The sequence below is a fragment of the Sphingosinicella microcystinivorans genome, assembly GCF_027941835.1.
GTDB lineage: Bacteria > Pseudomonadota > Alphaproteobacteria > Sphingomonadales > Sphingomonadaceae > Sphingosinicella.
In genome coordinates, this window is the sequence record NZ_CP116005.1 from 464,135 (window position 1) to 490,832 (window position 26,698).

At 69.9% G+C, this 26,698-nt stretch carries 24 protein-coding genes and 3 pseudogenes; 8 read left to right on the forward strand and 19 right to left on the reverse strand.

Annotation, left to right across the window (positions count from 1 at the left end):
• Positions 1 to 7: 7 nt before the first annotated feature.
• From PE061_RS02115 to PE061_RS02125, 3 genes are read left to right on the forward strand one after another with little or no spacing between them, the layout of a single operon-like run.
• Positions 8 to 892 carry a F0F1 ATP synthase subunit gamma gene (locus tag PE061_RS02115; protein ID WP_271257578.1) on the forward strand — a complete coding sequence of 295 codons (885 nt, stop codon included), beginning with the start codon at positions 8 to 10 and terminating at the stop codon, positions 890 to 892.
• Positions 893 to 919: 27 nt separating this feature from the next.
• A complete protein-coding gene (atpD, locus tag PE061_RS02120; RefSeq protein WP_271257579.1) occupies positions 920 to 2,368 on the forward strand; it encodes a F0F1 ATP synthase subunit beta in 1,449 nt (482 codons plus the stop codon).
• Positions 2,369 to 2,776 (forward strand): F0F1 ATP synthase subunit epsilon, encoded by a 408-nt coding sequence (locus PE061_RS02125; protein WP_271257580.1) that lies wholly within the window; start codon positions 2,369 to 2,371, stop codon positions 2,774 to 2,776. It abuts the gene before it with no gap.
• A 141-nt stretch (positions 2,777 to 2,917) separates the two neighbouring features.
• Here PE061_RS02125 and PE061_RS02130 read toward each other — a convergent pair whose 3' ends face one another.
• From PE061_RS02130 to argH, 7 genes are all read right to left on the reverse strand, one after another.
• The gene (locus tag PE061_RS02130) at positions 2,918 to 3,349 is read right to left on the reverse strand and encodes a DUF6265 family protein (RefSeq protein WP_271257581.1); all 432 of its coding nucleotides are present in this window, start codon (positions 3,347 to 3,349) and stop codon (positions 2,918 to 2,920) included.
• 46 nt (positions 3,350 to 3,395) lie between these two features.
• Positions 3,396 to 4,142: an esterase/lipase family protein gene (locus PE061_RS02135; RefSeq protein WP_271257582.1), complete on the reverse strand. Its 747-nt coding sequence runs from the start codon at positions 4,140 to 4,142 to the stop codon at positions 3,396 to 3,398.
• Entirely contained in the window at positions 4,118 to 4,990 is an 873-nt protein-coding gene (galU, locus tag PE061_RS02140; RefSeq protein WP_271257583.1) for a UTP--glucose-1-phosphate uridylyltransferase GalU, read from the reverse strand. Before galU ends, PE061_RS02135 begins: the two co-directional genes overlap by 25 nt.
• Before the next feature lie 70 nt (positions 4,991 to 5,060).
• The gene (locus PE061_RS02145; protein ID WP_271257584.1) at positions 5,061 to 7,412 is read right to left on the reverse strand and encodes a DUF4175 family protein; all 2,352 of its coding nucleotides are present in this window, start codon (positions 7,410 to 7,412) and stop codon (positions 5,061 to 5,063) included.
• 4 nt (positions 7,413 to 7,416) lie between these two features.
• On the reverse strand, positions 7,417 to 8,685 hold the full coding sequence (gene lysA, locus PE061_RS02150) for a diaminopimelate decarboxylase (RefSeq protein WP_271257585.1): 1,269 nt from the start codon (positions 8,683 to 8,685) through the stop codon (positions 7,417 to 7,419).
• Positions 8,685 to 8,918: a lipoprotein gene (locus PE061_RS02155; RefSeq protein ID WP_271257586.1), complete on the reverse strand. Its 234-nt coding sequence runs from the start codon at positions 8,916 to 8,918 to the stop codon at positions 8,685 to 8,687. Before PE061_RS02155 ends, lysA begins: the two co-directional genes overlap by 1 nt.
• Positions 8,915 to 10,282 carry an argininosuccinate lyase gene (gene argH / locus PE061_RS02160; protein WP_271259110.1) on the reverse strand — a complete coding sequence of 456 codons (1,368 nt, stop codon included), beginning with the start codon at positions 10,280 to 10,282 and terminating at the stop codon, positions 8,915 to 8,917. Before argH ends, PE061_RS02155 begins: the two co-directional genes overlap by 4 nt.
• Before the next feature lie 16 nt (positions 10,283 to 10,298).
• Here argH and PE061_RS02165 point away from each other — a divergent pair, with 16 nt between their 5' ends.
• Positions 10,299 to 11,168, forward strand: coding sequence for a redoxin family protein (locus tag PE061_RS02165; protein WP_271257587.1), 870 nt, complete (start codon positions 10,299 to 10,301; stop codon positions 11,166 to 11,168).
• Here the strand turns inward: PE061_RS02165 and PE061_RS02170 are convergent.
• From PE061_RS02170 to PE061_RS02200, 7 genes and pseudogenes are all read right to left on the reverse strand, one after another.
• Positions 11,165 to 11,771, reverse strand: a pseudogene (locus tag PE061_RS02170) (glutathione S-transferase family protein). The gene PE061_RS02165 and the pseudogene PE061_RS02170 sit on opposite strands and share 4 nt — an antisense overlap.
• Positions 11,768 to 12,412 (reverse strand): ribosome biogenesis GTP-binding protein YihA/YsxC, encoded by a 645-nt coding sequence (gene yihA / locus PE061_RS02175; RefSeq protein ID WP_271257588.1) that lies wholly within the window; start codon positions 12,410 to 12,412, stop codon positions 11,768 to 11,770. The pseudogene PE061_RS02170 and the gene yihA overlap by 4 nt, the downstream one beginning before the upstream one ends.
• Before the next feature lie 10 nt (positions 12,413 to 12,422).
• On the reverse strand, positions 12,423 to 14,120 hold the full coding sequence (gene yidC / locus PE061_RS02180; protein ID WP_271257589.1) for a membrane protein insertase YidC: 1,698 nt from the start codon (positions 14,118 to 14,120) through the stop codon (positions 12,423 to 12,425).
• A gap of 59 nt (positions 14,121 to 14,179) precedes the next feature.
• Positions 14,180 to 14,401, reverse strand: a pseudogene (yidD, locus tag PE061_RS02185) (membrane protein insertion efficiency factor YidD); the annotation flags it as partial.
• Positions 14,398 to 14,712 (reverse strand): annotated as a pseudogene (rnpA, locus tag PE061_RS02190) (ribonuclease P protein component); the annotation flags it as partial. The pseudogenes yidD and rnpA, both read right to left, overlap by 4 nt.
• A gap of 29 nt (positions 14,713 to 14,741) precedes the next feature.
• Positions 14,742 to 14,876, reverse strand: coding sequence for a 50S ribosomal protein L34 (gene rpmH, locus PE061_RS02195; RefSeq protein ID WP_271259111.1), 135 nt, complete (start codon positions 14,874 to 14,876; stop codon positions 14,742 to 14,744).
• A gap of 131 nt (positions 14,877 to 15,007) precedes the next feature.
• Entirely contained in the window at positions 15,008 to 15,298 is a 291-nt protein-coding gene (locus tag PE061_RS02200) for a hypothetical protein (protein WP_271257590.1), read from the reverse strand.
• A gap of 150 nt (positions 15,299 to 15,448) precedes the next feature.
• Here PE061_RS02200 and PE061_RS02205 point away from each other — a divergent pair, with 150 nt between their 5' ends.
• Both PE061_RS02205 and PE061_RS02210 read left to right on the forward strand, forming a co-directional pair.
• Positions 15,449 to 16,954: a YifB family Mg chelatase-like AAA ATPase gene (locus tag PE061_RS02205; RefSeq protein WP_271257591.1), complete on the forward strand. Its 1,506-nt coding sequence runs from the start codon at positions 15,449 to 15,451 to the stop codon at positions 16,952 to 16,954.
• Between the two features lie 95 nt (positions 16,955 to 17,049).
• Positions 17,050 to 18,333 carry a dicarboxylate/amino acid:cation symporter gene (locus tag PE061_RS02210; protein WP_271257592.1) on the forward strand — a complete coding sequence of 428 codons (1,284 nt, stop codon included), beginning with the start codon at positions 17,050 to 17,052 and terminating at the stop codon, positions 18,331 to 18,333.
• Here the strand turns inward: PE061_RS02210 and PE061_RS02215 are convergent.
• Positions 18,323 to 19,474, reverse strand: a complete 1,152-nt coding sequence (locus PE061_RS02215; RefSeq protein ID WP_271257593.1) for an aromatic ring-hydroxylating oxygenase subunit alpha — start codon at positions 19,472 to 19,474, stop codon at positions 18,323 to 18,325. The genes PE061_RS02210 and PE061_RS02215 overlap by 11 nt on opposite strands.
• A gap of 113 nt (positions 19,475 to 19,587) precedes the next feature.
• Between PE061_RS02215 and PE061_RS02220 the strand changes: the two genes are divergently transcribed.
• The gene (locus tag PE061_RS02220; RefSeq protein WP_271257594.1) at positions 19,588 to 20,925 is read left to right on the forward strand and encodes an AmpG family muropeptide MFS transporter; all 1,338 of its coding nucleotides are present in this window, start codon (positions 19,588 to 19,590) and stop codon (positions 20,923 to 20,925) included.
• A gap of 71 nt (positions 20,926 to 20,996) precedes the next feature.
• Positions 20,997 to 22,487 carry a hypothetical protein gene (locus PE061_RS02225; RefSeq protein ID WP_271257595.1) on the forward strand — a complete coding sequence of 497 codons (1,491 nt, stop codon included), beginning with the start codon at positions 20,997 to 20,999 and terminating at the stop codon, positions 22,485 to 22,487.
• Here the strand turns inward: PE061_RS02225 and PE061_RS02230 are convergent.
• The 4 genes from PE061_RS02230 to trpB are packed head-to-tail and all read right to left on the reverse strand — an operon-like array spanning position 22,465 to position 26,691.
• Positions 22,465 to 23,796 (reverse strand): bifunctional folylpolyglutamate synthase/dihydrofolate synthase, encoded by a 1,332-nt coding sequence (locus PE061_RS02230; protein WP_271257596.1) that lies wholly within the window; start codon positions 23,794 to 23,796, stop codon positions 22,465 to 22,467. The two genes, PE061_RS02225 and PE061_RS02230, sit on opposite strands and share 23 nt — an antisense overlap.
• Before the next feature lie 20 nt (positions 23,797 to 23,816).
• Positions 23,817 to 24,674, reverse strand: coding sequence for an acetyl-CoA carboxylase, carboxyltransferase subunit beta (accD, locus tag PE061_RS02235; RefSeq protein WP_271257597.1), 858 nt, complete (start codon positions 24,672 to 24,674; stop codon positions 23,817 to 23,819).
• A complete protein-coding gene (gene trpA, locus PE061_RS02240; RefSeq protein WP_271257598.1) occupies positions 24,671 to 25,486 on the reverse strand; it encodes a tryptophan synthase subunit alpha in 816 nt (271 codons plus the stop codon). Before trpA ends, accD begins: the two co-directional genes overlap by 4 nt.
• Positions 25,483 to 26,691 carry a tryptophan synthase subunit beta gene (gene trpB / locus PE061_RS02245; protein WP_271257599.1) on the reverse strand — a complete coding sequence of 403 codons (1,209 nt, stop codon included), beginning with the start codon at positions 26,689 to 26,691 and terminating at the stop codon, positions 25,483 to 25,485. Before trpB ends, trpA begins: the two co-directional genes overlap by 4 nt.
• Between the last annotated feature and the right edge of the window lie 7 nt (positions 26,692 to 26,698).

A 26,698-nucleotide genomic window follows, 5' to 3' on the forward strand; every position in this document is an offset into this window, starting at 1 on the left:
ACACTGGATGGCAAGCCTCAAATCCCTCAAGCTCCGGATCGCCTCGGTCAAATCGACCCAGAAGATCACGAAGGCGATGAAGATGGTGGCCGCCGCCAAGCTGCGGCGCGCGCAGGAAGCCGCCGAGGCGGGCCGTCCCTACGCAAGCCGGATCGAGGCGGTCGTCGCCTCGCTCGGCGCACGCGTCACGCCGGGGCCGCAGACCTCGAAGATGCTGACCGGCACGGGTAGGCAAGAAACCTATCTCCTCGTCGTCTGCACGTCGGACCGCGGCCTTGCCGGTGCGTTCAACGCGAACATCGTGAAGGCGGCGCGCCAGCGCGCGCAGGCGCTGGTCGATGCGGGCAAGACGGTGAAGTTCTACCTCGTCGGCAAGAAGGGCGGCGCGGTCATCCGCCGCCTGTTCCCCGGCACGATCATCGCCTCCACCGAGTTCGCGGGCGTCAAGCAGATCGGTTTCGAGCACGCCGCGCCGATCGCCGACGACATCGCCGCGCGCTATGAGGCGGGCGAGTTCGACGTCGCCTACCTCTACTACGCGAAGTTCCAGTCGGCGCTGGTGCAGGAGCCGACCGAGCAGCAGGTCCTCCCCGTTCCGGTCGAGACCGGCGGCGGCGAGGCGGCGGCGGGGGCTTCGGGCGCTGTCGAGTACGAGCCGGACGAGGAGGCGATCCTCGCCGACCTGCTGCCGCGCAACCTCTCGGTCCAGCTCTTCCGCGCGCTGCTGGAAAACGCCGCGTCGGAGCAGGGCAGCCGCATGACCGCGATGGACAACGCCACGCGCAACGCCGGCGACATGATCAACCGCCTGTCGATCCAGTACAACCGGCAGCGCCAGGCGGCGATCACCACCGAACTCGTCGAGATCATTTCGGGCGCCGAGGCGCTCTAGTCAGATACGAAGGCAAGGAACAGACCCATGGCCAAGACGACCAACAACATCGGCCGCGTCGCGCAGGTGATCGGCGCCGTCGTCGACGTGCAGTTCGAAAAAGACCTGCCGGCGATCCTTTCGGCGCTGGAGACGCAGAACCAGGGCAAGCGCCTCGTCCTCGAGGTCGCGCAGCACCTCGGCGAGAGCATGGTCCGCACCATCGCCATGGACGCGACGGACGGCCTGACGCGCGGCCAGGAAGTGACGGACACGGGCGCGCAGATCAGCGTGCCGGTCGGCCCGCAGACGCTGGGCCGCATCCTCAACGTCATCGGCGAGCCGATCGACGAGCGCGGCCCGGTGAACGCCACCGCGACCGCCCCGATCCACGCCGAGGCCCCGCTGTTCGTCGACCAGTCGACCGAGACGAGCATCCTCGTCACCGGCATCAAGGTCATCGACCTGCTCGCGCCCTACGCGAAGGGCGGCAAGATCGGCCTGTTCGGCGGCGCGGGCGTCGGCAAGACCGTGCTCATCCAGGAGCTCATCAACAACATCGCCAAGGGCCACGGCGGCACCTCGGTGTTCGCGGGCGTCGGCGAGCGCACCCGCGAGGGCAACGACCTGTATCACGAGTTCCTCGACGCGGGCGTTATCGCCAAGGACGCCGACGGCAACCCGACGCCGGAAGGCTCCAAGGTCGCCCTCGTGTTCGGCCAGATGAACGAGCCGCCGGGAGCCCGCGCGCGCGTCGCCCTGTCGGGCCTGACGATCGCCGAGTATTTCCGCGACGTCGAAGGCCAGGACGTGCTGTTCTTCGTCGACAACATCTTCCGCTTCACGCAGGCGGGCTCGGAAGTGTCGGCGCTGCTCGGCCGCATTCCTTCGGCGGTGGGCTACCAGCCGACGCTGTCGACGGACATGGGCCAGCTTCAGGAGCGCATCACCTCGACGAACAAGGGCTCGATCACCTCGGTGCAGGCCATCTACGTGCCCGCCGACGACCTCACCGACCCGGCGCCCGCCACCTCGTTCGCCCACCTCGACGCGACGACCGTGCTGTCGCGCGCCATCTCGGAGCTCGGCATCTACCCGGCCGTCGATCCGCTCGACTCGACCTCGCGCGTGCTCGAGCCGCGCGTCGTGGGCCAGGAGCACTACGAGACGGCCCGGCGCGTTCAGGAAGTCCTCCAGAAGTACAAGTCGCTTCAGGACATCATCGCCATTCTCGGCATGGACGAGCTTTCGGAAGAGGACAAGCTGACCGTCAGCCGCGCCCGCAAGATCCAGCGCTTCCTGTCGCAGCCGTTCCACGTCGCGGAAGTCTTCACCGGCATCCCCGGCAAGTTCGTGGCGATCGAGGACACGGTGAAGTCGTTCAAGGCGGTCGTCGACGGCGAGTACGACCACCTGCCGGAAGCGGCCTTCTACATGGTCGGCGGCATCGACGAGGCGGTCGAGAAGGCCAAGAAGATGGCGGCGGAAGCGGCCTAAATGGCGGACAACCTCCACTTCGAACTGGTGAGCCCCGAGCGGCTTCTGCGCTCCGGCGACGTCCACATGGTGGTCGTGCCGGGCACGGAAGGCGACTTCGGCGTGCTCGCCGGCCATGCGCCCTTCATGTCGACGATCCGCCCCGGCGCGATCGAGGTCTATGAGACGGCAAGCAGCCCGGCGACGCGCATCTTCATCGACGGCGGCTTCGCCGAGGTGAACGACAGCGGCCTCACCATCCTCGCCGAGAACGCCGTGCCGGTCGCGGAGATCAGGGCGGACGAGGTTTCGAAGAGACTCTCCGACGCGCGCGAGGACGTGCGCCTCGCGAAGTCCGACGTCGAGCGCGCCGTCGCCGAGAAGCAGGTCGCCCGCTACGAGGCGATGCAGGCGGTCGCCGCGAACTGAGTGGACATTCCTCTCCCGCCCGCGGGAGAGGATACGGAGCGTTGGCCGAAGGCCATAGGCGACGTTGGTGAGGGCGGCTCTCCCTCACCCTCCCACCGCTTTGCGGCGGGCCCCTCCCTCTCCCGCAAGCGGGAGAGGCACTCACATCCTGACGAAGCGCCACGACATGGGCTTCGTGCCCTCCCGCCCCGAGATTTCCGCGTTCAGCGTCTCGCCGTCACGCCAGTAGCGCACGCGTGTCGGGAAATCGTGGGCGGGGTTCTCGAACACGACCTCGCGCGCGCCGGTGCCGACCTGCCGGAACGGCACTGCCGGGCTGCCGCCCGGCGCGCCCCAGAAAACGGGAACCCCGTCCTCGCCGGGGGCAATGCGCATGAACTCGAAGCTGCGCACGCCCGACGCATCGCCGGCGCGGCCCGACCCCATCAACTGCCCGGCGCGCGGCACGGTCCAGCATTCCTCGGTCCAGCGGTCGTCCTGCGTCTGCTGCCAGCACCCGCTCATCCACGCGAGATCGGCCGCCGCCGCGGGCGCGGATGCAAGCGCGGCGGCGGCGATCAGGAAACGGCGCATCTGCGTTCCTCCCCTGTCGAAGGCCGCAGCATAGCATGAAACCGAATCAGATGCGCGGCCGATAGGGCGACCAGTCCCCGTCCGGCTGCGCCAGCCGGTCCGCGACGATGCGGACCACGTCGGCGTTCCACGCAAGCCCGATATGCGTGCCGCCGACGGTCAGCGTCTCCCATGTCGGGCCGCTGCCGATGTCGGCGCTGCCCGGCGCGACGATGCCGTCGAACGGCGTCAGGATCGCCGTCACCGGCACCGGCGGCAGCTCGAGGAGATCGGTTTCGATCGGCGGGGCGTCCACCGTGTGGTCGTTCAGCCGCTCGTAGAGCCGCCACGCGTTGTTGGCGTGGAGGTCGCGCGCGGCGGGCGTCCCCAGCGTCACGATCAGGCGCACGCGGTCCGGGATGCGCTTGGCGATCTCGCGCGCGTAGAGCCCGCCGAGGCTCCAGCCGACGAGGCTCACCTTGCGCTTCTGCCCGGCGTGCACGGACTTCACATAATGCACCATCTGCGCGAGCAGGCCGGGCTTCAGGCCGAGGTTGGTGCCGAAGCGCCACCCGGCGTTCCAGTAGCCGAGCGCGGTGAGGCGGCGGCGCAGCGGCCACGTGAACGCATCGCCCGCGAGGAAGCCCGGAAACACCAGCACGGGATGGCCGTCGCCCTTGGGCAGACCCTGCGTCCGCCCCTTCATGGCGAAACGGCAGAGTTCCGGCACGGCCTTCACCTCGAGCGCGAAGCGCCCGAGCGTCGGCGGCACGAGGCCGGACGGCGGCGTCAGCGCAGGTTCGCGTCGATCCACGCCCTCACCTCCGGCCCGATGTCCTCGCGTTCGAGCGCGAGCGCGATGTTCGCCGTCACGTACCCGGCCTTGTCCCCGCAATCGTAGCGCGTGCCTTCGAAGCGCATGGCATGGAACGGCGCGCCGCCGATCAGCTCCGCCATCGCGTCGGTCAGCTGGATCTCGCCGCCCGCGCCGCGCTTCCGTGCTTCCAGCTTGTCCATGACGGCGGGTTCGAGGATGTAGCGGCCGATCGCGGCCATCGTCGACGGCGCATCCTCCGGCCTCGGCTTCTCGACGAGGCCGAGTACCTCGGTGAGCACGCCCTTCTCGGCGCCCGGCGAGACGATGCCGTAGCGGTGCGTGTGTTCGCGCGGCACGTCGAGCACGCCGATGATGTTGCCGCCGACCTCGGCGTGGGCCTCGACCATCGCCTTCAGGCAGGGCCGGGCCGGGTTCCAGAGCAGCTCGTCCGGCAGCAGCACCGCGAACGGATTGTCGCCGATGAGGTGGCGCGCGCACCAGACGGCATGGCCGAGCCCGAGCGGCTCGCGCTGGCGGACGTAGGCGATGGTGCCCGCCGCGAAGCGCGTGTCTTCGAGCTGCGCCAGCACCTCGTCCGCGCCGCGTTCGCCGAGCGTCGCCTCGAGCTCGAAATGCCGGTCGAAATGGTCCTCGATGGCGTTCTTGCCGCGGCCGGTGACGAAGATCATCTGCTCGATGCCCGCCGCGACGGCCTCGTCGACGGCGTACTGGATGAGCGGCCTGTCGACGACGGGCAGCATCTCCTTGGGCATCGCCTTGGTCGCGGGCAGGAACCGCGTTCCGAGACCACCCACGGGAAACACCGCCGTCCGAACCTTACGCATCGTCACTCCCGACCTATAGTCCAGACAGCGATTCACGTTTCAGGCCGATTCAGCCTGAAACGATCGCGGTCTAGAACCGCTTGAGAAGCCTGAGGTAATAGCCCCGTTCCTCTTCCGAACGCGAGGGGTCGCTTGCGCGTTCCTCGAGAATCTTGCGGATTTGCTGGATACGCCGCATGTCCGCCTGATCCGGCAGCTTGACCGCGCCCTGCCCGAACCCCGTGCCCGGACGCCCGAGCGGATCGAGCCCGGAGCCCGCCGCGCCCGGCTGCATCGCCCCGGCACCCGCCGCCTGCGCCATGCGCTGCGCCGCCGCTTCCGCCGCGTTCGCCGCCTGCCGGAGCAGATCGAGCGCCCGCGTCTGCGCGCGGATCGCACCGCCCGCGTCCCCGGCGCCGAGCGCGCGCGCCGCCTCCGCCATCGCCTTCGCGGCGGCGCCGAGCGGCTGCGGGGCGGGCATCCCGGCCGCGCCGAACTGCTTGACGAGCGCTTCGGTGTCCGCCCCCAGCGCGCGCTGCGGCGGCGCGTTCTCGCGCAGGCCGCCGTCGTTTCCGAACGAGGCCTCGATCATGTCGGCAACGGTCGCGTCGCGGAGCGCGCCCTGCCGCGCCTCGATCGCGCGAAGCGCCTGCGCGGCCTCCGCGGCGGCGGCGGCGCGGGCCTGCGCCTCGGGGTCGGGCGCGGCGCTGCCGAAGCGGATCGTCTCCATCAGCTGCCGAAGGTTGGCGAGCGCTTCCGCCGCGCCCGCCTTGTCGCCCGCCGCCAGCCGGTCGCGCAGGTCCGCGAACATCTGGTCGAGGAAGCCGAGGTCCACCGACGCGCCGGTGCCGCCGCCGGAAGACGGCGGCTGCGCGCCGCCCTCGGCGAGCGCCGCGGCGATCTGGCGGCTGAGATATTCGTTCATCGCGGCTTCCAGCCGGTCCGCCATCGCGGCGAGCGAGCGGTCGTCGCCCGCGCCGAGGCCGCGCGCGAGGTCCTCCATCGCGCGGCGCATCGCGTCCATCGCCTGCGTCGCGCCGCCGTCCTCGAGGTCGGTGGCGATGTCCCAGAGCAGCGCGGCGATGCTTTCCCTCGCATCCTTGCGCGTGTCGTGCACCAGGCGCCACGTCGCGGCGCGCAGCCCGGCGAACACGCCGAGATCGTCCTGATAGGCCGGGTGGTCGCCGGCCAGCGCCGAGAGGCGGCGGGCCACGCCGCTCCGCTGCGCGCCCGCGAGCAGGTCGGCGCGCACCGCGACGATCTCGCGCGCGAGCGGATTGGCGAAGCGGCGCTGCGGCAAGGTGATGCGGATGGGCGGCGACACGCCCTGCTGCCCGGCGCCGTCGGTCGCGACGAGCATCAGCTCGACGCTCGATCCCGCGAACGGATGCGGCGTCAGATCGGCGAAGACGCTGCCCCGGCCGGGCGGCACACGCGTTTCGAGGTCGACGTCGCGCACCTCCTCGCCGCGCCGGAGACGCAGCGACAGCGCGGACACGCCGTGGTCGTCGCGCAGGCGGAAACCGAGACGAAGCGCGCCCGTGGGCGTGACGGCGGGGTCGCCGTCGAAATGGATCGCGGGCCTGAGGTCGGCGGCGAGCGAGAGATCGAGCGCAGCGATGCGGCGCGCACCCTGCTGCACGCTGTATTCGCCCGCGCGCGCCAGCGGGAAGGACACGCGGCCGTCCTCCGCCGCCACGTCGACGCCGGGTCCGGCAACGTGCCAGCCCCCTTCGAGGCCCTCGACGCGGATCGTCACGCGGCTCGCGGCAAGCCCGTCGAGCGCCGCGTCCGCGCCGCCCGCGAGATCGAGCCGGCGCGGCGGCGCGCCCACGTAGGCCGGCGGCTCCAGCGTCACCGCGACGCGCACGCCTTCGAGCGTCGTCGGCCACGGCGAGAAGGCCGCCGCAAGCCGCGACGGCGCCTCCGCCTTCGCGAGCATCAGGCCGAGGAACAGCGCCGTGCCGAGAAGCGGCCAGAGACCATAACGGGTTTCGAGCGAGGGTCGCCATTCGAGACGGCCGAGGCGCGGACGCAACGTGCGCGCATCGGCGAGCGCGCGGCTCCAAAGCGCGGCCGCGAAGGCGTCCGGGTCGCTTGCAGGCGCATCGGCGACGAGCGCGAGCGCGCCGCGGCTGAGCCCGCCGCCCCGCTCCAGCCGCGCCCGGCGCGCGGCGGACGTGGGGATGCCGATGCGCCATGCCGCGCGGACGGCAAGGGCGACGCTGCCGACGATCAGCAGCGCGAGCAGCGCGACGCGCAGCATCCCCGGCAAAGCCTGCGTGAGGCCGAGCAGCGCCGCCGCGATCCAGAGCAGCCAGAGCGTGAGCGCGAGGCCAAGCTCGCGCGGCAGCGCGCGCTCGACGGCAAGGACGATGCCGGCGCGGGCGAGCGGCACGCGCATCGCGGCAAGGAAGGCTTGCTGCGAGGCGGGTGCGGTCATCGCGCTATCCGATCCAGTTCGGCACGCGGTCCTGCGCGATCAGGTCCTCGATCGTGCCGCGCGGCCGCACCAGCGCCCACTTGTCGCCCTTCACCAGCACCTCGGGCGTCAGCAGACGGGAATTGTAGGTCGAAGCCATCGCCGCACCATAGGCGCCCGCGGTGCGGAATACGACCAGATCGCCGGCCTCCACCGCCGGAATCTCACGGCCTTCCGCAAACGTGTCGCCGGTTTCGCACACCGGGCCGACGACGGTCGCAGTCATGCGTTCCGGCTTTTGCTCGACCGAAGCGATGTCGTGCCAGGCATCGTAGAGGCTGGGGCGGAGGAGATCGTTCATCGCCGCGTCGATGATGACGAAATCGGTCGTCGCCCCGCTCTTCACGCGGATGACGCGCGAGACGAGCACGCCCGCGTTGCCGACGATGACGCGGCCCGGCTCGAAGGTGAGGCGCACGTCCCACCCGGCGGTGACGCGCGCGACCATCGCGCCGTAGGCCTCCGGCAGCGGCGGGCCGGGCGTGTGCGCCGCATAGGGCACGCCGAGGCCGCCGCCGAGATCGGCGCGGCTGACCGTGAAGCCCGCCGCGCGCAGGTCCGCGATCAGTTCGCCGAGGCGGGTGAACGCGCGCTCCAGCGGCGCGAGATCGGTGAGCTGGCTGCCGATGTGGAGCGCGACGCCGACGGGCTCGATGCCGGGCAGCGCGCCTGCGCGCGCGAACGCCTCGCGGGCGGTGTCGATGGGGATGCCGAATTTGTTCTCGGCCTTGCCGGTCGAGATCTTGGCGTGCGTGCCCGCATCGACATCGGGATTGACGCGGAACGCCACCGCCACGGTGCGGCCCATGCGCACCGCGACCTCCGACAGCGTCTCCGCCTCGGGCAGCGATTCGAGGTTGATCTGGTAGACGCCCGCCCGGATGGCGGCTTCCATCTCCTCCGCCGTCTTGCCGACGCCCGAGAAGACGATGCGCTCGGCAGGCACGCCCGCCGCGAGCGCCCGCTTCATCTCGCCGAGCGAGACCACGTCCGCCCCCGCGCCGAGCCGCGCGAGCGTCGCGATCACCGCCTGATTGGAGTTCGCCTTCACCGCATAGGCGACGAGCGGATCGGCATTGCCGGTGCCCGCGACCGCATCGCGGAACACGGTGAAGTGGCGCTCGATCGTCGCCGAGGAATAGCAGTAGAAGGGCGTGCCGACGGCCTCCGCGAGCGCGGCCACGTCGACATCCTCGGCCATCAGGCGGCCGTTCCTGTGCTCGAAATGGTCCATCAGCGCCCCGGCGGCAGATCGAATTCGTCGTCGCGCCGTTCCTCCGAGCGGCGGACCGGATCGTCGACGCGGTCGGGCGCGGCCTGCGGCGGCGGCTCAAGCATCTTCTCGGTGGTGAGCGGCCCCTCCACGCCCGGCGGCGGCGCGGGCGGCCCGCCCTCGGGCCACGCGAGCGGCCCCTTGGCGCCGCACGCGGCAAGGCTCAGCAGCAGCACGGGAAGCGCGGCCCTCATGCGCCCGCCTCCCGCGCAGCGGCGACGGCGGCGCGCACGTTCGCGGGCGACGTGCCGCCGAAGCTGGTGCGGCTCGCGACCGAGGCGTCGACGGTGAGCACGCCGTAGACGCGTGCATCGATGCGGGCATCGACGCCGCGCAGCGTCTCCAAAGGCAGGTCGGCGAGGTCGCACCCCGCCGCCTCCGCCGCCGCGACGCAGCGGCCGGTGACGTGGTGCGCCTCGCGGAACGGCACGCCGCCCTCGCGCACCAGCCAGTCGGCAAGGTCGGTCGCGGTGGAGAAGCCGGTGCCCGCCGCCGCGCGCATCCGGGCGGTGTCGAAGGTGATCGTCTCGACCATGCCGGTCATCGCCGCGAGGCAGAGCGCAAGCGTGTCGAAGGCCTCGAACACCGGCGCCTTGTCGTCCTGCATGTCCTTCGAATAGGCGAGCGGCAGGCCCTTCATGATGACGGCGAGGCGCTGGTATGCGCCGAGGAACAGTCCGGCCTTCGCCCGCACCAGCTCGGCGGCGTCCGGATTGCGCTTCTGCGGCATGATCGACGAGCCGGTCGAGAAGGCGTCCGGCAGCTTCACGAAGCCGTAGGGCTGGCTCGCCCAGACGATGATCTCCTCGGCAAGCCGCGACAGGTGCAGCCCCGCCATCGCCGCCGCCGACAGGAATTCCAGCGCGAAGTCGCGGTCGGACACGGCATCGAGGCTGTTCGCCATGGGCCGGTCGAAGCCGAGCGCCTGCGCGGTCGCGTGGCGGTCGACCGGGAACGACGTGCCCGCAAGCGCAGCGGCGCCGAGCGGCGATTCGTTCATGCGCCTGCGCGCATCGGCGAAGCGGCCGCGGTCGCGCCGCGCCATCTCGTGATAGGCCATCAGGTGATGACCCAGCGTGACCGGCTGCGCGGTCTGGAGGTGCGTGAAGCCGGGCATCACGTCCGCCGCGTGCTGCTCCGCGCGGGCGAGCAGCGCGGTCTGGAAGCCTGCGAGCCCCGCGTCGACGGCGTCGATGGCGCCCCGCACCCAGAGGCGGAAATCGGTCGCCACCTGATCGTTGCGCGAGCGCGCCGTGTGGAGGCGCCCGGCGGGCTCGCCGATGATCTCCTTCAGCCGCGCCTCGACGTGCATGTGTATGTCTTCGAGCGCGGCGTTCTCGACGAGACCGCCCGCCGCATATTCGGCCTCGATGGCGTCGAGACCCTTCGCGATGGCGGCGGCATCTTCGGCGGAGAGGATGCCCGCCGCCGCCAGCATCGCCGCGTGCGCGCGGCTGCCCGCGATGTCCTGACGCCACAGGCGCTTGTCCACGCCGATGGAGACATTAATGTCGCGCATGACTGCCGACGGCCCTTCGGCGAAGCGGCCGCCCCACATGTCATTGGAGCTTGAAATGCGGTCCGTAATGGTTGCGATCCTTGTTCTCATGCCGCTTTCCGCCTGCGGCAAGGCCAAGGAGGCCGATAAAGCAGACGCGCTCGCCCCGCAAGAAAGCGCGGCCCCTGCTGCAAAGAAAGCCGAGACCGGGACGGTCGACGCGTCGCAGGCCGGAACGCCCGTGCCGACGCAGGCCTTCGCGCGCGAGGACGGCAGCAAGGCGACGCTGGCCGATTTCCGGGGCAAGCCGGTGCTGGTGAACCTGTGGGCGACATGGTGCGCGCCCTGCGTCGCCGAGATGCCCGCGCTCGACCGGCTGGCGAAGGCGAAGGCGGGCGAGATGGCGGTGGTCGGCATCAGCCAGGACTTGCAGGGCTGGGAGAAGGTGAAGCCGTTCCTCGCGAAGGCGAAGCTCCGGCACATGACCATCCTGCTCGACGAGGAGGGCGCGCTCGCCACCACGCTCGGCGCGCCGGGCCTGCCGTTCACGGTGCTCTACGACGCGGACGGCAAGGAAGTCTGGCGCGTCAACGGCCCGCGCGAATGGGACCAGCCGGGCGGCTTTCCCGAGCCTGCCGCAAAGCCGGGGCCCGCGGTCCACTTCCATGCCGTGGGGCAGGAGCCGGGCTGGACGATGGACATCGCCACCGGCCGCGACGTGGAGATCATCGCCGACTACGGATCGAAAACGGCCACGTTCAAGGCGCCCGCCCGGCTCGCGCTGGAAGGCGCGGGCAGCTTCGCGGTTTCGGAAGGAAAATCGTCGCTCGCCGTCTCGATCGTGAAGAAGGCGTGCGCGGACGCGATGAGCGGCAAGCCCTACGCCTACACCGTCACCATGACGCTCGACGGCAAGCGCTATCAGGGCTGCGGCGAGGTTCTCTAGAACTCGATCCGGTCCAGCCGCCAGTCCTCGGCGTCTGCCCCCGCATACCATTCGCGCATGAACGGATGGTCGAGAACGGCGTTCACATAGGCCTCCGCCGTACTGGAGAGCGGCACGTCGTAGGTGCGGAAGCGGGTGACGACGGGGGCATACATGATGTCCGCCGCGCCGAACGCGCCGAACAGGAACGGGCCCCCTTCCCCGCCGAAACCGTGGATCGCCTCGCGCCAGAGCGCGTCGATGCGGCCGACGTCGCGCTCCACCTCCGGCGTCAGCGCGAAGGCGGGATAGGCGCGCCCCGTGTTCATCGGGCACGCCTTGCGAAGCTCGACGAAGCCAGCGTGCATCTCCGCCGCGGTCGCGGCCGACGCGGTCGGCGAGCCAGTCGATGATCGCGAGGCTTTCCCAGACGGCGACGTCGCCATCCCACAGCACCGGCACGCGGCCCGAGGGCATACACGCCGGGTCCGCCTTGGCGGCGGCGAATTCGGGCGTGTCCATCGGGATCACCACCTCGTCGAAGGCGAGGCCGGACTGCTTCGCGGCCAGCCAGCCGCGCAGCGACCACGACGAATAGCGCTTGTTGCCGATGACCAGTTTCATGCCGCCGCCCCGTCCTTCGCGGCGGCGAGCACCGCCGCGCGCAAGTCCTCGATCCCGTGATTCTTCTCGGAGCTGGTGGCGAGCAGGCCGGGGAACGACGCCGGGTGCGTCTTCAGCATCGCTGGCAGGTCCTCGCGGAGCTTCGCGACCCAGCTTTCCTTCACCTTGTCCGTCTTGGTGAGCACGATCTGGTAGGAGACGGCGGCGCTGTCCAGCATGTCCATCACCTCCTCGTCCACCTTGCCGACGCCGCGGCGGCTGTCGATGAGCAGCAGCACGCGCTTCAGGTTGGCGCGGCCGCGCAGGTAATCGAACACCGCGCGCTTCCATGCCTCGACCATCTTCTTCGGCGCCTCGGCGTAGCCGTAGCCCGGCATGTCGACGAGACGCAGCACGGCGGGCTCGCCGACATCGAAGATGTTGAGAAGCTGCGTGCGGCCCGGCGTGTTCGAGGTGCGCGCGAGACCCTTGCGCGCCGTCAGCGCGTTCAGCAGCGACGACTTGCCGACGTTGGAACGGCCCGCGAACGCCACCTCCGGCAGGTTCGCCGGGGGCAGGTCGTCCATCGTCGGCGCCGACTTCACGAAGGCGATCGGTCCCGTGAACAGCCGGTTCGCCTCGCGGGGGCTGACGCCGGTCATTTCGCGCCGGTCATTTCGCTTTGACGGGTTCCGGCGCGGGCGCCGGATGCTTCTTGATCAGCACCCACTGCTGGGCGATCGAGATGATGTTGTTCACCGTCCAGTAGAGCTGGAGGCCCGCCGCGAACGGCGCCATGATGATCATGAACATCCACGGCAGGATGGCGAACACCTTCTGCTGGATCTCGTCGAGCGGCTGCGGATTGAGCTTCTGCTGGAGCCACATGGTGATGCCGAGCAGGATCGGCAGCACGCCGATGCCGATGAAGGCCGGCGGCGTGAACGGCAGCAGGCCGAACAGGTTCACCGGCGTCAGCGGATCGGGCGCCGACAGGTCCTTGATCCACAGGTAGAAGGGCTGGTGGCGCATGTCGATGACAAGGAACAGCGTCTTGTAGAGCGCGTAGAAGATCGGGATCTGGAGCAGGATGGGGAGGCAGCCCGCGAGCGGGTTCACCTTCTCCGTCTTGTAAAGCTCCATCATCTCCTGCTGGAGCTTCAGCTTGTCGTCCTTGTAGCGCTCCTGCAGCGCCTTCATCTTCGGCTGCACGGCCCGCATCTTCGCCATCGAGGCGTATTGCTTGTTCGCGATCGGGAACAGCACGAAGCGGATGAGGATGGTGAGGCAGATGATGGCGACGCCGAGGTTGCCGACCTTCTCGAACAGCCAGTCGAGCAGGTGGAAGATCGGCTTCGCGATCACCTCGAACCAGCCCCAGTCGATGGCGCTGCCGAGGCGCACGATGCCGAGATCGTCCTGGTAGCGGTCGAGCACGTCGACCTCCTTCGCGCCCGCGAACAGGCGCGTCGTCACCGCCGCGCTCTGGCCGGGGCCGACCGCGACCGGCTCGCCGCGCACGCCCGCCTGATAGCGCTCGTCGCCGCCGCTGCGGAAATTGGCGTCGAACGTCGTGTCGTTTCCGGGGACCAGCGCGGAGAGCCAGTACTTGTCGGTGAAGCCGATCCAGCCGCCTTTCGAGCGGAAATCGACCTCGCGCGCCGGCGCCTCGTCGATGTCGTCGTAGTTGTAGTCGTAGTTGGTCTTGCCGCCGAACACGCCGATCGGGCCGACATGGGCGTTGAACGTGCTCTGGTCGGGCCCGGTGCCGACGCGGGCGACGAGGCCGTAGGCGCGCGCGACGAGCGCCGCATTGCCGCGATTGACGATGCTCTGCTTCGCCGTGAACAGGTAGTCCTTGTCCACCGAGAGTTCGATGAGGAACGTCTGGTCGTCCGCGTTCGTCCACGACAGCGTCACCGGCTGCTCCGGCGTCAGCGTCGGCGCGTTCGCCTTCCAGACGGTCGCGGCGGTCGGCAGGGTCTTCGCGCCGGTCCAGCCGAACTCGGCGAAATAGGCGCCCGGCGCGCCCGAGGGCGAGAACAGGCGGACCTTGGCCGAATCCTTCTTCAGCGTCTCGTCGTGGCGCAGCAGCAGCAGGTCGTCGATGCGCGCGCCGGTGAGGTTGATCGAGCCCGAAAGCGCGGGCGTGCGGATGGCGACGCGTTCGCCCTCCGCGATCACCGCCGCGCGGTCGCGCAGTACGGTGGGTGCGGTGGCGACGGGCGCGGCGCTATCCGCCGTCTGCGCGGCACTCACCGGCTCATTGGACTTCGGCGTCGGGAAGAAGCGCTCCGAGATGGCGGCCCAGCCGAACAGCACGACGATCGACAACAGGATCGCCAGGAACATGTTGCGATTTTCGCTCAAGCTCGACCACCTTCTTGCGGCCCGCAGCAGGGCCTCGACTTCATTGTTGTTTCGGAACCGGGAACGGGATCGAACCCCGAACCGCCCCACGGATGGCAGCGCAATATCCGAGAGAGCGCGAGCGCGCCACCCTTGATGGCGCCGTGCCGCTCGATCGCCTCGATCGCGTAGGCGGAGCACGAGGGGGCGAACCGGCAGGTCGGCGGCAGGACGACCGAGAAGCTCAGCTGCCAGCCGCGCGCGACGAGGATCATCAGACGACTGACGAGCTTGCCGATCATCGCGCCGTCTTCCGCACTGCACGCTCCAGATCGGCAGCCATGTCAGCGTAGGCGCGCGTCAGCCCCGCCTCGCGGCCGATCAGCACGTAATCGTGGGCGGGAGACGCAAGCGCAGGCAGCGATTCGCGGACGAGCGCGCGCAGGCGGCGCTTCAGCCGGTTGCGGACGACCGCGCCCCCGATCTTCTTCGTGACAGTGAAGCCCACGCGCACGGCGCCGCCATCGGCGCGGTCGCGGGCCAGCAGGATGAAACCGTCGGTCACGGCGCGGCGTCCCTTGTTCGCGGCGAGGAAATCGCGCCGCGCACGGAGCCGTTCCGGCCTTGCAGCCGTCTTCGCGGTTACGCCGACAGCCGCTTGCGGCCGCGCGCGCGGCGGGCCGCCAGGACCTTGCGGCCACCCGGCGTCGCCGAGCGCGCGCGGAAGCCGTGGCGCCGTTTGCGGACGAGCTTGCTCGGTTGGTAGGTGCGCTTCATCGGACATGCCTTCTTGCGAATCGAATCAATAAAAACGGCCGCGCACGCGTGCACGCGTCATCGCGGCCGAAACCTTCGGGCGAGCGCATAGGCAGGGACGCGCCCAAAGTCAACGGAAAGCGTGGCCGCGCCTACTCCGGACGCGGTCGCTTGCGCCGTCTGAGCCCCACGTCCACCCAGCGCGCGATCCTGGGATAGCGGCGCTTGAAGGCCACATACCGCTTTCGCGCCCAGTGCGAGTTCCGGAGTATGAGCGCGAGGCCGATCGCCGAGCCGATGAAGCCGAACGGCCCCGGGATGAGCGGTCCGCCGATGATCGGCGACAGGATCAGCAGCATGACGCCCGCCGTGATCTCCGCCCCGCGGCGCGCGAGGGAGCGCGGCCGCCGCGGCTTGCGAACGGTGAGGGCAGGCGTCGTCACGGGGGATCGTCCCAAGGCAGATCGATTCGGTTCCTGCATGGCATTCTGATGCAGCGGCGTGTCAAAAAAGAGGCCGTCAGCGTAGGGGTTTGACGATCCCGGTGCCGGGCTCTACCGGTGCCGCAGGGGGACAACGGGGGAACCATCGGAATGGTTGCGCGCGTCGCAACGGTGGCGTTCATCGGGCTCGAGGCGCGCAGCGTCGACGTGCAGGTGCAGATCGCGCGCGGCGGAGCCAAGTTCACCATCGTCGGCCTGCCCGACAAGGCGGTCGCGGAAAGCCAGGAGCGCGTGCGCGCGACGCTCTCCGCCATCGGCCTCGCGCTTCCCTTCCAGCGCATCACGGTCAACCTCTCGCCCGCCGACCTCCCCAAGGAAGGCAGCCACTACGATCTCCCCATCGCGCTCGGCCTGCTCGCCGCGATGGGCGTCGTCGATCTGGAGGCGCTCAGCGGCTACGCGGCGGTCGGCGAGCTGGCGCTCGACGGACGGGTGAGCCCGGTCCCCGGCGTGCTGCTCGCCGCGCTCCACGCCTCGTCGAACGACCTCGGCCTGATCTGCCCGGCGGCGCAGGGCGGCGAGGCGGCGTGGGCGGGCTGCGACGTGCTCGCCGCGCCCGATCTCCTCAGCCTGCTCAACCACCTGAAAGGCACGCAGCTTCTCAGTCCGCCCACGGCGTCGGTCGCCGAGGACGCCGCCGACGCACCCGACCTTGCCGCCGTGAAGGGGCAGGAGACCGCCAAGCACGCGCTCGAAGTCGCGGCGGCGGGCGGCCACAACCTGCTGATGTCCGGGCCGCCCGGCGCGGGCAAGTCGCTGCTCGCCGCCGCGCTGCCGGGCATATTGCCGCCGCTCACCCCGCGCGAGGCGCTGGAAGTCTCGATGGTGGCTTCCGTCGCGGGCGCGCTCGACGGCGGGAAGCTGATACGCCGCCGGCCGTTCCGCGCGCCGCACCATTCCGCCTCGATGCCGGCGCTCGTCGGCGGCGGCGCGAAGGCGCGGCCCGGCGAGGTCAGCCTCGCGCATCTCGGCGTGCTGTTCCTCGACGAGCTGCCGGAGTTCCAGCGGCAGGTGCTCGATCTGCTGCGGCAGCCGCTGGAGACGGGCGAGGTCAGCGTCGCGCGCGCCGCGCTCCACGTCACCTATCCGGCGCGCGTGCAGCTTGTCGCCGCGATGAACCCCTGCCGCTGCGGCCACCTCAGCGACCCCGCCCTCGCCTGCGCCCGCGCCCCGAAATGCGCCGCCGACTATCAGGCCAAGCTCTCCGGGCCGCTCCTCGACCGCATCGACCTGCACGTCGAGGTGGAGCCGGTCTCCGCCGCCGACCTCGCGCTGCCGCCGCCCGCCGAGGGCTCGGCGGAGGTCGCGGCGCGCGTGGCCGCCGCACGCGCGCTCCAGACCGCGCGCTATGACGCGCATGGTATCCGCACCAACGCCGAGGCCGACGGCAAGCTGCTGGACACGGTCGCCGCGCCCGACGATGCCGGGCGCACACTTCTGATGCAGGCGGCGGAGTCGATGCGCCTCACCGCGCGCGGCTACCACCGCGTGCTGCGCGTCGCCCGCACGCTCGCCGACCTTGCAGGCGCCGAGACCGTCGCACGCATCCATGTCGCCGAGGCGCTCGGCTACCGGCGGCGCGCGCCAGTGAACTGAACCATATCCCGGGGCTATCCATCGCTGACGCCTGAACGCATTTCCATCGCAATATCGCTCGTCTATCGTCACCCCACGGGCAGAGGGAGCCGTTGATGCCATTACATGTGAAGATGCTGATCGGGTTCGCGGCCGGTCTCGTCGCGGGCCTTGTCGTGCATTTCACGGCGGGCGCGGACGCGGCGTGGGTCCATACCGTCACCACTTACATCACCGGCCCGATCGGGCAGCTGTTCCTGCGGCTGCTGTTCATGCTGGTGATCCCGCTGCTGTTCTCGGCGCTGGTGCTCGGCGTCGCCGAGATGGGCGACATCCGTTCGCTGGGCCGGATCGGCTGGAAGACGCTGGCTTACACCGTCGGCGTTTCCGCGGTGGCGGTCGCGATCGGCCTTGCCTTCGTGAACGTGCTGCGCCCCGGCGACGGCATCGACCCCGCGCTCGCCCAGCGCCTGCTCGCCGATGCGAGCGAGGGCGCCGCCGCCATCGTAGACAGTTCGCGCACGGCCCCCTCGGGCGTACAGGCGGTCCTCAACATCGTGCCCTCGAACGTCATCCGCGCCGCCGCGGACAACGACATCCTCGCCGTGATGTTCTTCGCGCTGATGTTCGGCATCGGTCTCGTGCTCGCCGCGACGCCCGCCGCCGAGCGCATGAAGGGCGTCGTCGAAGGGCTGTTCGACGTGACGATGACGCTGATCAACCTCGTCATCCGCATGGCGCCCTACGCCGTCGCCTGCTTCATGTTCAACCTCGCCGCGCTGTTCGGCTGGGACCTGCTGGCGCGGCTCGCCTCCTACGTGGGCGTCGTCGTGCTGGCGCTCGGCGTCCACATGCTCGTCGTCTATTCGCTGGCGGTGAAATTCCTCGGCGGCATGTCCCCCGCGCGCTTCTTCAAGGGATCGGAGGAGGCCATCGTCATGGCCTTCTCGACCGCCTCCTCCAACGCCACGCTGCCCACGGCGCTGCGCGTCGCCGAAGACAATCTGAAGCTGCCGCGCCGCGTCTCGCGCTTCGTGCTCACCATCGGCGCCACCGCCAACCAGAACGGCACGGCGCTGTTCGAGGGCGTCACCGTGCTGTTCCTCGCGCAGTTCTTCGGCGTCGAGCTGTCGCTCGACCAGCAGGTGACGGTGATGCTGGTGTGCATCCTCGGCGGCATCGGCACGGCGGGCGTGCCCGCGGGCTCGCTGCCGGTCGTCGCGCTCATCCTCGGTATGGTCGGCGTGCCGCCCGAGGGCATCGGCCTCATCCTCGGCGTCGACCGCTTCCTCGACATGTGCCGCACGACGCTGAACGTCACCGGCGATCTCGCCGCCGCCGTGGTCGTCTCGAAGGGCGAAAGCGACCCGCCGCTGCTGACGCCCGAGCCTATGCGATGAGGCTTTCCACCGTCTCGTGAAAGCGGCGGATGCCGAGTTCGAGGCTGCCGAGCAGCAGTTCGGACACGGCGCCGCTTGCGAGCCCCTGCTGGCCGAGCGCGGCGGCGCCGAAATCCTCGGTGCCGAAGACGCCGCCGTCGAGCAGTTCCCATGACCGGCGCCAGTGGTCCTCGGCCTTCGCCGTCGCGGGCTTCTCCGGGATCAGCATGAAGTCCTCGACGAGCGTGCGCCCCGCCGCCTGCGGCATCAGCGTCATCAGGTTCACATAGTCGGGCGAGAACACCAGCACGGTGCCGGGCACGAGCTGATAGGCGTAGGTGACGACGCGGCGCAGCGCCGGCCAGTCTTCGAGATCGACTTTCGCGAGATAGTCGGCGCGCGCGACGGCCGAGCGCGCGTGCGGCCCGATCACGTCGCCCGCCGTGATGCCGTCGACGAAGAAGGGCGCGATCGTCTTCGCGTGCAGGCGCTGCACATGGTAGCTTTCAAGGAACGCGTCCATGATGAGCTTCCAGTTCGCGGGCACATCGTGCGTGCGGCGATTGTAGAGATACATGCCGCCGAGGCCGAGCGCGTCGAAATCGGCGGCGAGCGGCCCTTCCATCCACGAAAAGTCGTATGTGCGCTCGCGGTCCAGCCCGGCCCAGACGATGCCGCCCGCCTCGCGCGAGGGAAGCTCGATAAGGCCGCGCTCCGCCTTGTCCAGCCCCGGAAACGTCTCCGCGCGCGGCACGCCCGTCAGCCGCCCGTCGCAGGCATAGGCCCACGCATGATAGGGGCAGACGATGCGCGGCGCCTTCTGCACGTCCGCACCGTCCATCAGCCGCGTGCCGCGGTGGCGGCAGACGTTCAGGAACACGCGCGCCGCGCCCTTGCCGTCGCGCGCAAGCAGCAGCGGCACGCCGAACCCGTCGTGCGCAACCGCCATGTTCGCATCCGGCAGCAGCGCCGACACCGCGACCGCGACGGGAAGCCGCCGGAACAGCCGGTCGCGCTCGCGCGCGAAGCGGGCTTCGTCGACATAGACGGAGGCGGGCACGGTCGCCGTGCGCTCGTCGCGCATCGCCCGGCCTTCCGCGATCACGCGCGCCAGCGCAAGCTGGCCGGGCGTCGGACGGCGCGGCGGTGAGATGGCGTCCATGTCCGGCATTCTACCGCGCCGGGAGCCCGTCCGGCACCTAGCGCAAACGGGGGAGATTCACGCGGGCCGCTTTCTGCCCTACACACGCGTGCAGTCAGCATGAAGGAGCAGGCATGGCGGGCGCACTCGCATCGGTTCGGGACCGCCTTCCCGAAGGTGTCCGCCCCTATTTCGAAGCCGCGCCGCTCGCCGCGCTGTTCCTCGGCATGTCGTCGGGCTTTCCCTACGCGATGATCGGCGCGACGCTGACCACGCGGCTGGCGCAGGACGGCATCGACAAGAAAAGCGTCACCACCTTCGCGCTCGTGTTCCTCGCCTACAACTTCAAGTTCCTCTGGGCGTGGGTGGTGGAGGGCGTGCGCCTGCCGATCCTCGGGCGGCTCGGCCAGCGCGTCTCGTGGATGCTGTTCACCGCCGCGCTGGTGATGGTCGCGGTCGTCAACCTCGGCCTCACCGACCCCAAGACGGACATCATGGCGGTCGCCTTCGCCGCGATCTTCGTGGGCGTCGCGGGCGCGACATTCGACATCGTGATCGACGCCTACCGCATCGAGCTTCTGGAGCCGCGCCAGCTCGGCGTCGGCGCGGGCATGTCGCAATACGGCTGGCGCATCGGTGCGGCCGCCGCGGGCGCACTCGCGCTCGTCGCCGCCGATCCGCTGGAATGGAACCTCGGCTGGGGCATGGCCTACGTGCTTTGCGCCGTCTTCGCGCTCCCGGCGGCGCTCACCGCGCTCGTCATGGGCGAGCCCGCGCGCCATCACGAAGTCGCGCAGCGCAAGTCGCTGAAGACGCTCGGCACCGCGATCATCGGCCCGTTCGCGGAGTTTTTCCGGAGGAGCGGCGCGTGGCTCGTGCTGCTGTTCATCCTCCTGCACAAGATCGGCGACACGCTTGCCAACCTCACGCTCCGCCTGCTGTTCGACGATCTCGGCTACACGAACACCGAGATCGCCATCTACGATGTCGGGGTCGGCTTCTGGGCGCTGCTCGCAGGTATCTTCGTCGGCGGCATCCTCTACGCCCGCCTCGGCCTCAAGCGGTCGGTGCTGCTCAGCCTGATCCTGATGGCGGTCTCCAACTTCAGCTTCGCGCTGCTCGCCGTCGCCGGGCACAGCAACACCGGCATGGCGCTCGCCATCGGCTTCGAGAATTTCGCGAGCGGCATCGGCGGCGTCTGCGTCGTCGCCTATTTCTCGGCGCTCACCGACCTCCGCTTCACGGCGGCGCAGTACGCCCTCATCTCCGCCTTCGCCAGCATCGTCGGCCGCTTCCTCACCGGCACCACGGCGGGCGCGCTGATCGAGGCGTTCGGCTACGTGAACTACTACCTGTTCACCACCGCGATCGCCGTGCCCGGCATCCTGCTGTTCTGGATGATGATGCGCGCAGGCCTGATCGATTCCTCGATCGGCACGGCGGGAACGGAGACGGCGCCCCAACAGGCGTGAATACCTCCCCGAAAAAATCGGAGACAGGCAACAAACGGAAAATATAGGATACGACACCGGGGGAAAAGTCGATGTCGTTTCTTGTACGAAAGCTCAGCCTTCTTCTTGCCGCCCTGTGTCTTTCGACAGGCGCTTCGGCCGAATGGCGCGTCGCGGAAACAAAACATTTCCGTGTCTACAGCGATGGCTCCGAAAAGGCGCTGGTCGCCTACGCGCGGCAGCTCGAACGCTTCGACTGGCTGCTCCGGCTGATGACCGGCGCCGGCACGGAGCGGGAGATGCCGCCGCTCGACGTCTACATGGTCCGCTCGCAGGCGAAGCTGCGCGCGCTCGCCGATCTGCCCCGCGACGTCGGCGGCTTCTACCACGCCGCGTCGACGGGCACCGCGGCCTTTTCCGTCCGCGTCAACGACGCCGACGACACCGCGCTCGACATATTGCTGCACGAATACGGCCATCATTTCATGATGTTCCATTTTCCCTACGTGTACCCGTCGTGGTACGTGGAGGGCTTCGCCGAGTATTTCTCCACCGCCGACGTCAAGACCGACAACATGACGATGGGTCGTGCGTCGCAGAATCGCGCCGCCTGGCTCACCTACGGAAACTGGATCGACGCGCGCGTGCTGCTCACGGCCGACGCCTGGAGCATGAAGAAGCGCGACGACGTCGCCATGTTCTACGCGCAGTCCTGGCTGGCGACGCACTACATGCTGCGCGATCCGCAGCGGTCGCAGCAGCTTTCCGCCTATCTGAAGCGCCTGAGCGTGGGGGAAAGCCTCGAAGCCGCCTTCGAACCCGCGTTCGGCATCGACATGAAGACGTTCAACCGCCAGTTGAACGGCTACATGAAAGGGAAAATCACCTACACGAAGCTGACCATCAAGCCCGGCCAGGTTCCGGAACCGCCCGTCAGCGTCAGCGCGCTTCCCCCCGCGGCAGAAACGCTTCTGCTTCCCTATGCGATGCTGAAAGCGCGGGCCGGAAACACCGAGGCGGCCGACACGCTCGTCGCGGGCCTGCGGCGCGATGCCTTCCGCTACCCGGACGACCCGTGGACCGCCAGAGTGATCGCCGCGGTCGAGGCGGAATTCGGCGACGCCGCGCAGGGGCGAAAGCTTCTGGGGCCGCTGATGGAGGCCCGGCCGGACGACGCCGAACTCAACTATCTGATGGGGCGCAGCTACATGCGATCCGCCGAGGACGGCGAGGTGGAGGTGAACCACGCCCAGGCCCGGCGGCACTTCACGCGCGCGTTCAAGACCCGCCCGCACCACTATCAGACGCTTTACAACTATGTCCGCGCCCAGCCCGATCCCCGCCGTCCCGACGTCGTCACCGTGCTTGCCGAGGCACGCGCGCTCGCGCCGCAAGTGAGCGAGATCAACGTCGCGCTCGCGGCGCTGCTGGTCGAGACTGGCGAATTCGAGCGCGCCCGGAATATTCTGGGCGCGATGATGATGAACCCGCACAGCCCGCCCTCCGACTATGTGGTCGACCTGCTGCAACGGGCGCGTGCGGGCGCCGGGACGCAGACGGTCAGCCCGGAAGCGGCCCGTTGATCTTCAGCACGTCGCCGGCGAGGTAGAGCGACCCCGCGATCAGCACCACGGGCGGCGCCTTGCGGTCGGCGGCGTGGCCGAGGCGGCGGAGCGCCTCGTCTACGGAGGCCGCCGGGGTCGCAGGAAGGCCGACGTCGCCCGCAAGCTTCGCGAGCGCTTCGGGGGCGATGCAGTCGTGATCGGGGATCGGCACGGTGTGGGCCGCCGTCACCCGGCCCGCGAAGGCCTTGAGGAAGGCCGCCGCGTCCTTGTTCTGCAACATGCCGAGCACGAGGTGGAACGGCGTCGCCGCGATGTCCTGCGCGCGGAACGCGTCGACGATGACGCGCGCGGCGGACGGGTTGTGGCCGCCGTCGAGCCAGAGTTCGCTGCCCTGCGGCAGATGCGCGACGAACGGGCCGCTCTCCAGCCGCTGGAGCCGCGCGGGCCACTCCGCCCAGCCCGGACCCGCACGCAGCGCCGCATCCGGCACCGCGAGCGCCGTCTGGTGGCGCAGCATGGCGGCGGCGAGGCCGACGTTGTCGATCTGGTGCGCGCCGGGCAGGCGCGGCATCCCGAGCGTGAGCTTCGCCTTGCCGTCGCGGTAGTGGAGCTGGCCCTGATAGATGCCGACGTCCCAGTCGATGCCGCGCGCGATGATGCGCGCGCCCTTCGGCCCCGCCACCTCGCCGATCGCCGCCGCCACGGTCTGCGGATAGCGCGAGGTGACGAGCGGCACGCCCGGCTTCGCGATGCCTGCCTTCTCGCGCGCGATGTCGAGGATCGAGTGGCCGAGGAACTGCTGGTGATCGAGCCCGAGCTGCGCGATGCCGCACACCGCCGCCGTGGGCAGCACGTTCGTCGCATCCCACGTGCCGCCGAGCCCCACCTCGATGACGCAGGCGTCGGCGGGCGTGCGCGAGAACGCCGTGAACGCCGCCGCCGTCGTCAGCTCGAAGAAGGTGATCTGCTCGCCGTTGTTGACGCTGATCACATCGCCGAGGAGCTCGATCAGCTCGGCATCGGTGATGAGCCGCCCGGCGAGGCGGATACGCTCGTTGAAGCGCACGAGGTGCGGCGAGGTGAAGACGTGGACGCGGTGGCCCGCCGCTTCGAGACAGGCGCGCAGGAAGGCGACCGTCGAGCCTTTGCCGTTGGTGCCGGAGACGTGGAACACGGGCGGCAGGTGGTGGTGCGGGTTGCCGAGCTTGCCGAGCAGGCGTTCGAGGCGGCCGAGCGTCAGGTCGATGAGATCGGGGTGCAGCGTCTTCGCCTCGACGAGCAGGGCGTCGAGCGCGGGATTGTCCGAGCGGGCCCCCTCCGTGGCCATCAGCGCGGCGTTGGCATCGGTCAGGCGGCTTTCGCGGGGGCTTGCGTGAGGACGCCGAGCAGGCTGCCGAGCTGCGCCTTCAGCCGCTTGCGGTGCACGACCATGTCGACCATGCCGTGCTCGTGCAGGTATTCGGCGCGCTGGAAGCCTTCGGGCAGCTTCTCGCGGATCGTCTGCTCGATGACGCGCTGGCCCGCGAAGCCGATGAGCGCGCCCGGCTCCGCGATGTGGACGTCGCCGAGCATCGCGTAGGACGCGGTGACGCCGCCCGTCGTCGGGTCGGTGATGACGACGATGTACGGCAGCCCCGCCTCGCGCAGCAGCGATGTGAGCACGGTCGCGCGCGGCATCTGCATGAGGCTCAAAAGCCCTTCCTGCATACGCGCGCCGCCCGCCGCGGTGAACACCACGTAGGGCACACGGCTGTCGAGCGCAGCCTCCGCCCCGGCGATGAACGCCTCGCCGACGCCCATGCCCATCGAGCCGCCCATGTAGGCGAAATTCTGCACGCCGACGACGGCGGAGATGCCCTCGATCTGGCCTTCCGCCACCGCGAACGCCTCGGGCTCGCCGGTCGCGGCGCGCGCGGCCTTGATGCGGTCCGTGTATTTCTTCTGGTCGCGGAATTTGAGCGGGTCCTCCGTCACGGACGGAATCGCCAGCCGCTCGTACCTGCCGCCGTCGAAGACCTGCTGGAAGCGTTCCTTCGGACCGATGCGCTCGTGGAAGTCGCAGCGCGGGCAGACGTTCATGTTTTCCACCAGCTCGCGGTGGAAGTTCATCTGGCCGCAGCCCCGGCACTTCGTCCAGAGATTGTCCGGCGTCTCCTTCTTGGTGAGGAAACTGAGCGCGGGGCGGATGCGTTCGAGCCAGCTCATGCGGCCTTCTCCCTTGCAGTGGCGAGCGCGGCGGCGAGCCCGGCCACGTAATCCTTCACATGCGGCGCGGCACCGGCGCCGTGCGCTGCCACGATGTCGACGATCGCCGAGCCGACGACGACACCGTCAGCGACGCGGCCGATCGCGGCGGCCTGCGCCGGCGTGCGGACGCCGAAGCCGACCGCCACGGGCAGGTCGGTCGCCGCCTTCAAACGCAGGACCGCGCCTTCGATGCTGTCCTGCGCGGCCTGCTGAAGCCCGGTGATGCCCGCGACCGAGACATAGTAGAGGAAACCGGACGCGCCCTCCAGCACGGCGGGGAGCCGCGCCGCGTCCGTGGTGGGCGTCGCGAGGCGGATGAAATGCAGCCCGGCGGCGCGGAGCGCGGGGCCGAGCTCCGCGTCCTCCTCCGGCGGCAGGTCGACCGCGATGACGCCGTCAACGCCCGCGTCCTTGGCGGCGGCGGCGAACCAGTCCGCGCCGCGCCGGAGCATCGGGTTCGCATAGCCCATCAGCACGAGCGGCACGTCCGCGTGCCGCGCGCGAAAGGCCTTCGCGATGGCGAGGATGGCGGCGGTCGTCGTCCCCGCGCCGAGCGCGCGCAGGTTCGCACGCTGGATGGCGGGACCGTCCGCCATCGGATCGGTGAACGGCATCCCGAGCTCGATCACGTCCGCGCCGCCCGCGACGAGCGCATCGAGGACGGCGGCGGTATCGGCGGGAGACGGATCGCCGCCGGTGACGAAGGTGACGAGCGCAGCGCGGCCATCCGCTTTCGCACGCGCGAAGGCTGCCGGAATGCGCCCGCTCACAGCTTCACCCCCAGCGCTTCGGCCACCGTGAAGATGTCCTTGTCGCCGCGCCCGGAGAGGTTGACGACGATCACCCTGTCCTTGCCCAGCGTCGGCGCGATGCGTTCCGCTGCCGCGACGGCGTGCGCGGATTCGAGCGCGGGGATGATGCCTTCGAGCTTGCAGAGTCGCTGGAAGCTCGCGAGCGCCTCGTCGTCGGTGACGGGCACGTAGCGCACGCGCCCGATCTCGTGCAGCCACGCGTGTTCCGGGCCGATGCCGGGATAGTCGAGGCCCGCCGAGATCGAGTGCGCCTCGGTGATCTGGCCGTCCTTGTCCTGCAAAAGGTAGGTCTTGTTGCCGTGGAGGATGCCGGGCGAGCCGCCCGCGAGACTGGCGGCGTGGCGTTTGTCCAGCCCCTCGCCCGCCGCCTCGACGCCGACGATCTCGACGCTCTCGTCATCGAGGAACGGATGGAACAGGCCGATGGCGTTGGAACCGCCGCCGACGGGCGCGATCAGCATGTCCGGCAGGCGGCCTTCCGCCTCCAGAATCTGCGCGCGCGCCTCGGTGCCGATCACCGACTGGAAATCGCGCACCAGCTCCGGATAGGGATGCGGGCCCGCGACCGTGCCGATGATGTAGAAGGTGTCGTGGACGTTCGCGACCCAGTGGCGCAGCGCCTCGTTCATCGCGTCCTTCAGCGTCTTCGCGCCCGAGTCCACCGCGACCACCTCAGCGCCGAGCAGCTTCATGCGGAACACGTTCGGCTGCTGGCGCGCCACGTCCACCGCGCCCATGAAGATCGTGCAGGGCAGGCCGAACAGCGCGGCGACGGTCGCGGTCGCGACGCCGTGCTGGCCCGCGCCGGTCTCGGCGATGACGCGCGTCTTGCCCATGCGCTTCGCGAGCAGGATCTGGCCGATGCAGTTGTTGATCTTGTGCGCGCCAGTGTGATTGAGGTCCTCGCGCTTCAGATAGATCTTCGCGCCGCCGAGGTCGTTCGTCAGCCGCTCGGCCAGCCACAGCGGGCTCGGACGGCCGACATAGTGCTTCAGCAGATATTCGAACTCGGCGCGGAACGCCGGGTCGGCCTTGGCGGCGCGGTATTCGCGTTCGAGGTCGAGGATCAGCGGCATCAGCGTCTCGGCGACATAGCGGCCGCCGAAGGCGCCGAAATGGCCGCGCTCGTCGGGCTGCTGCCGTAAACTGTTCTGCACCGTCATCGTGCCC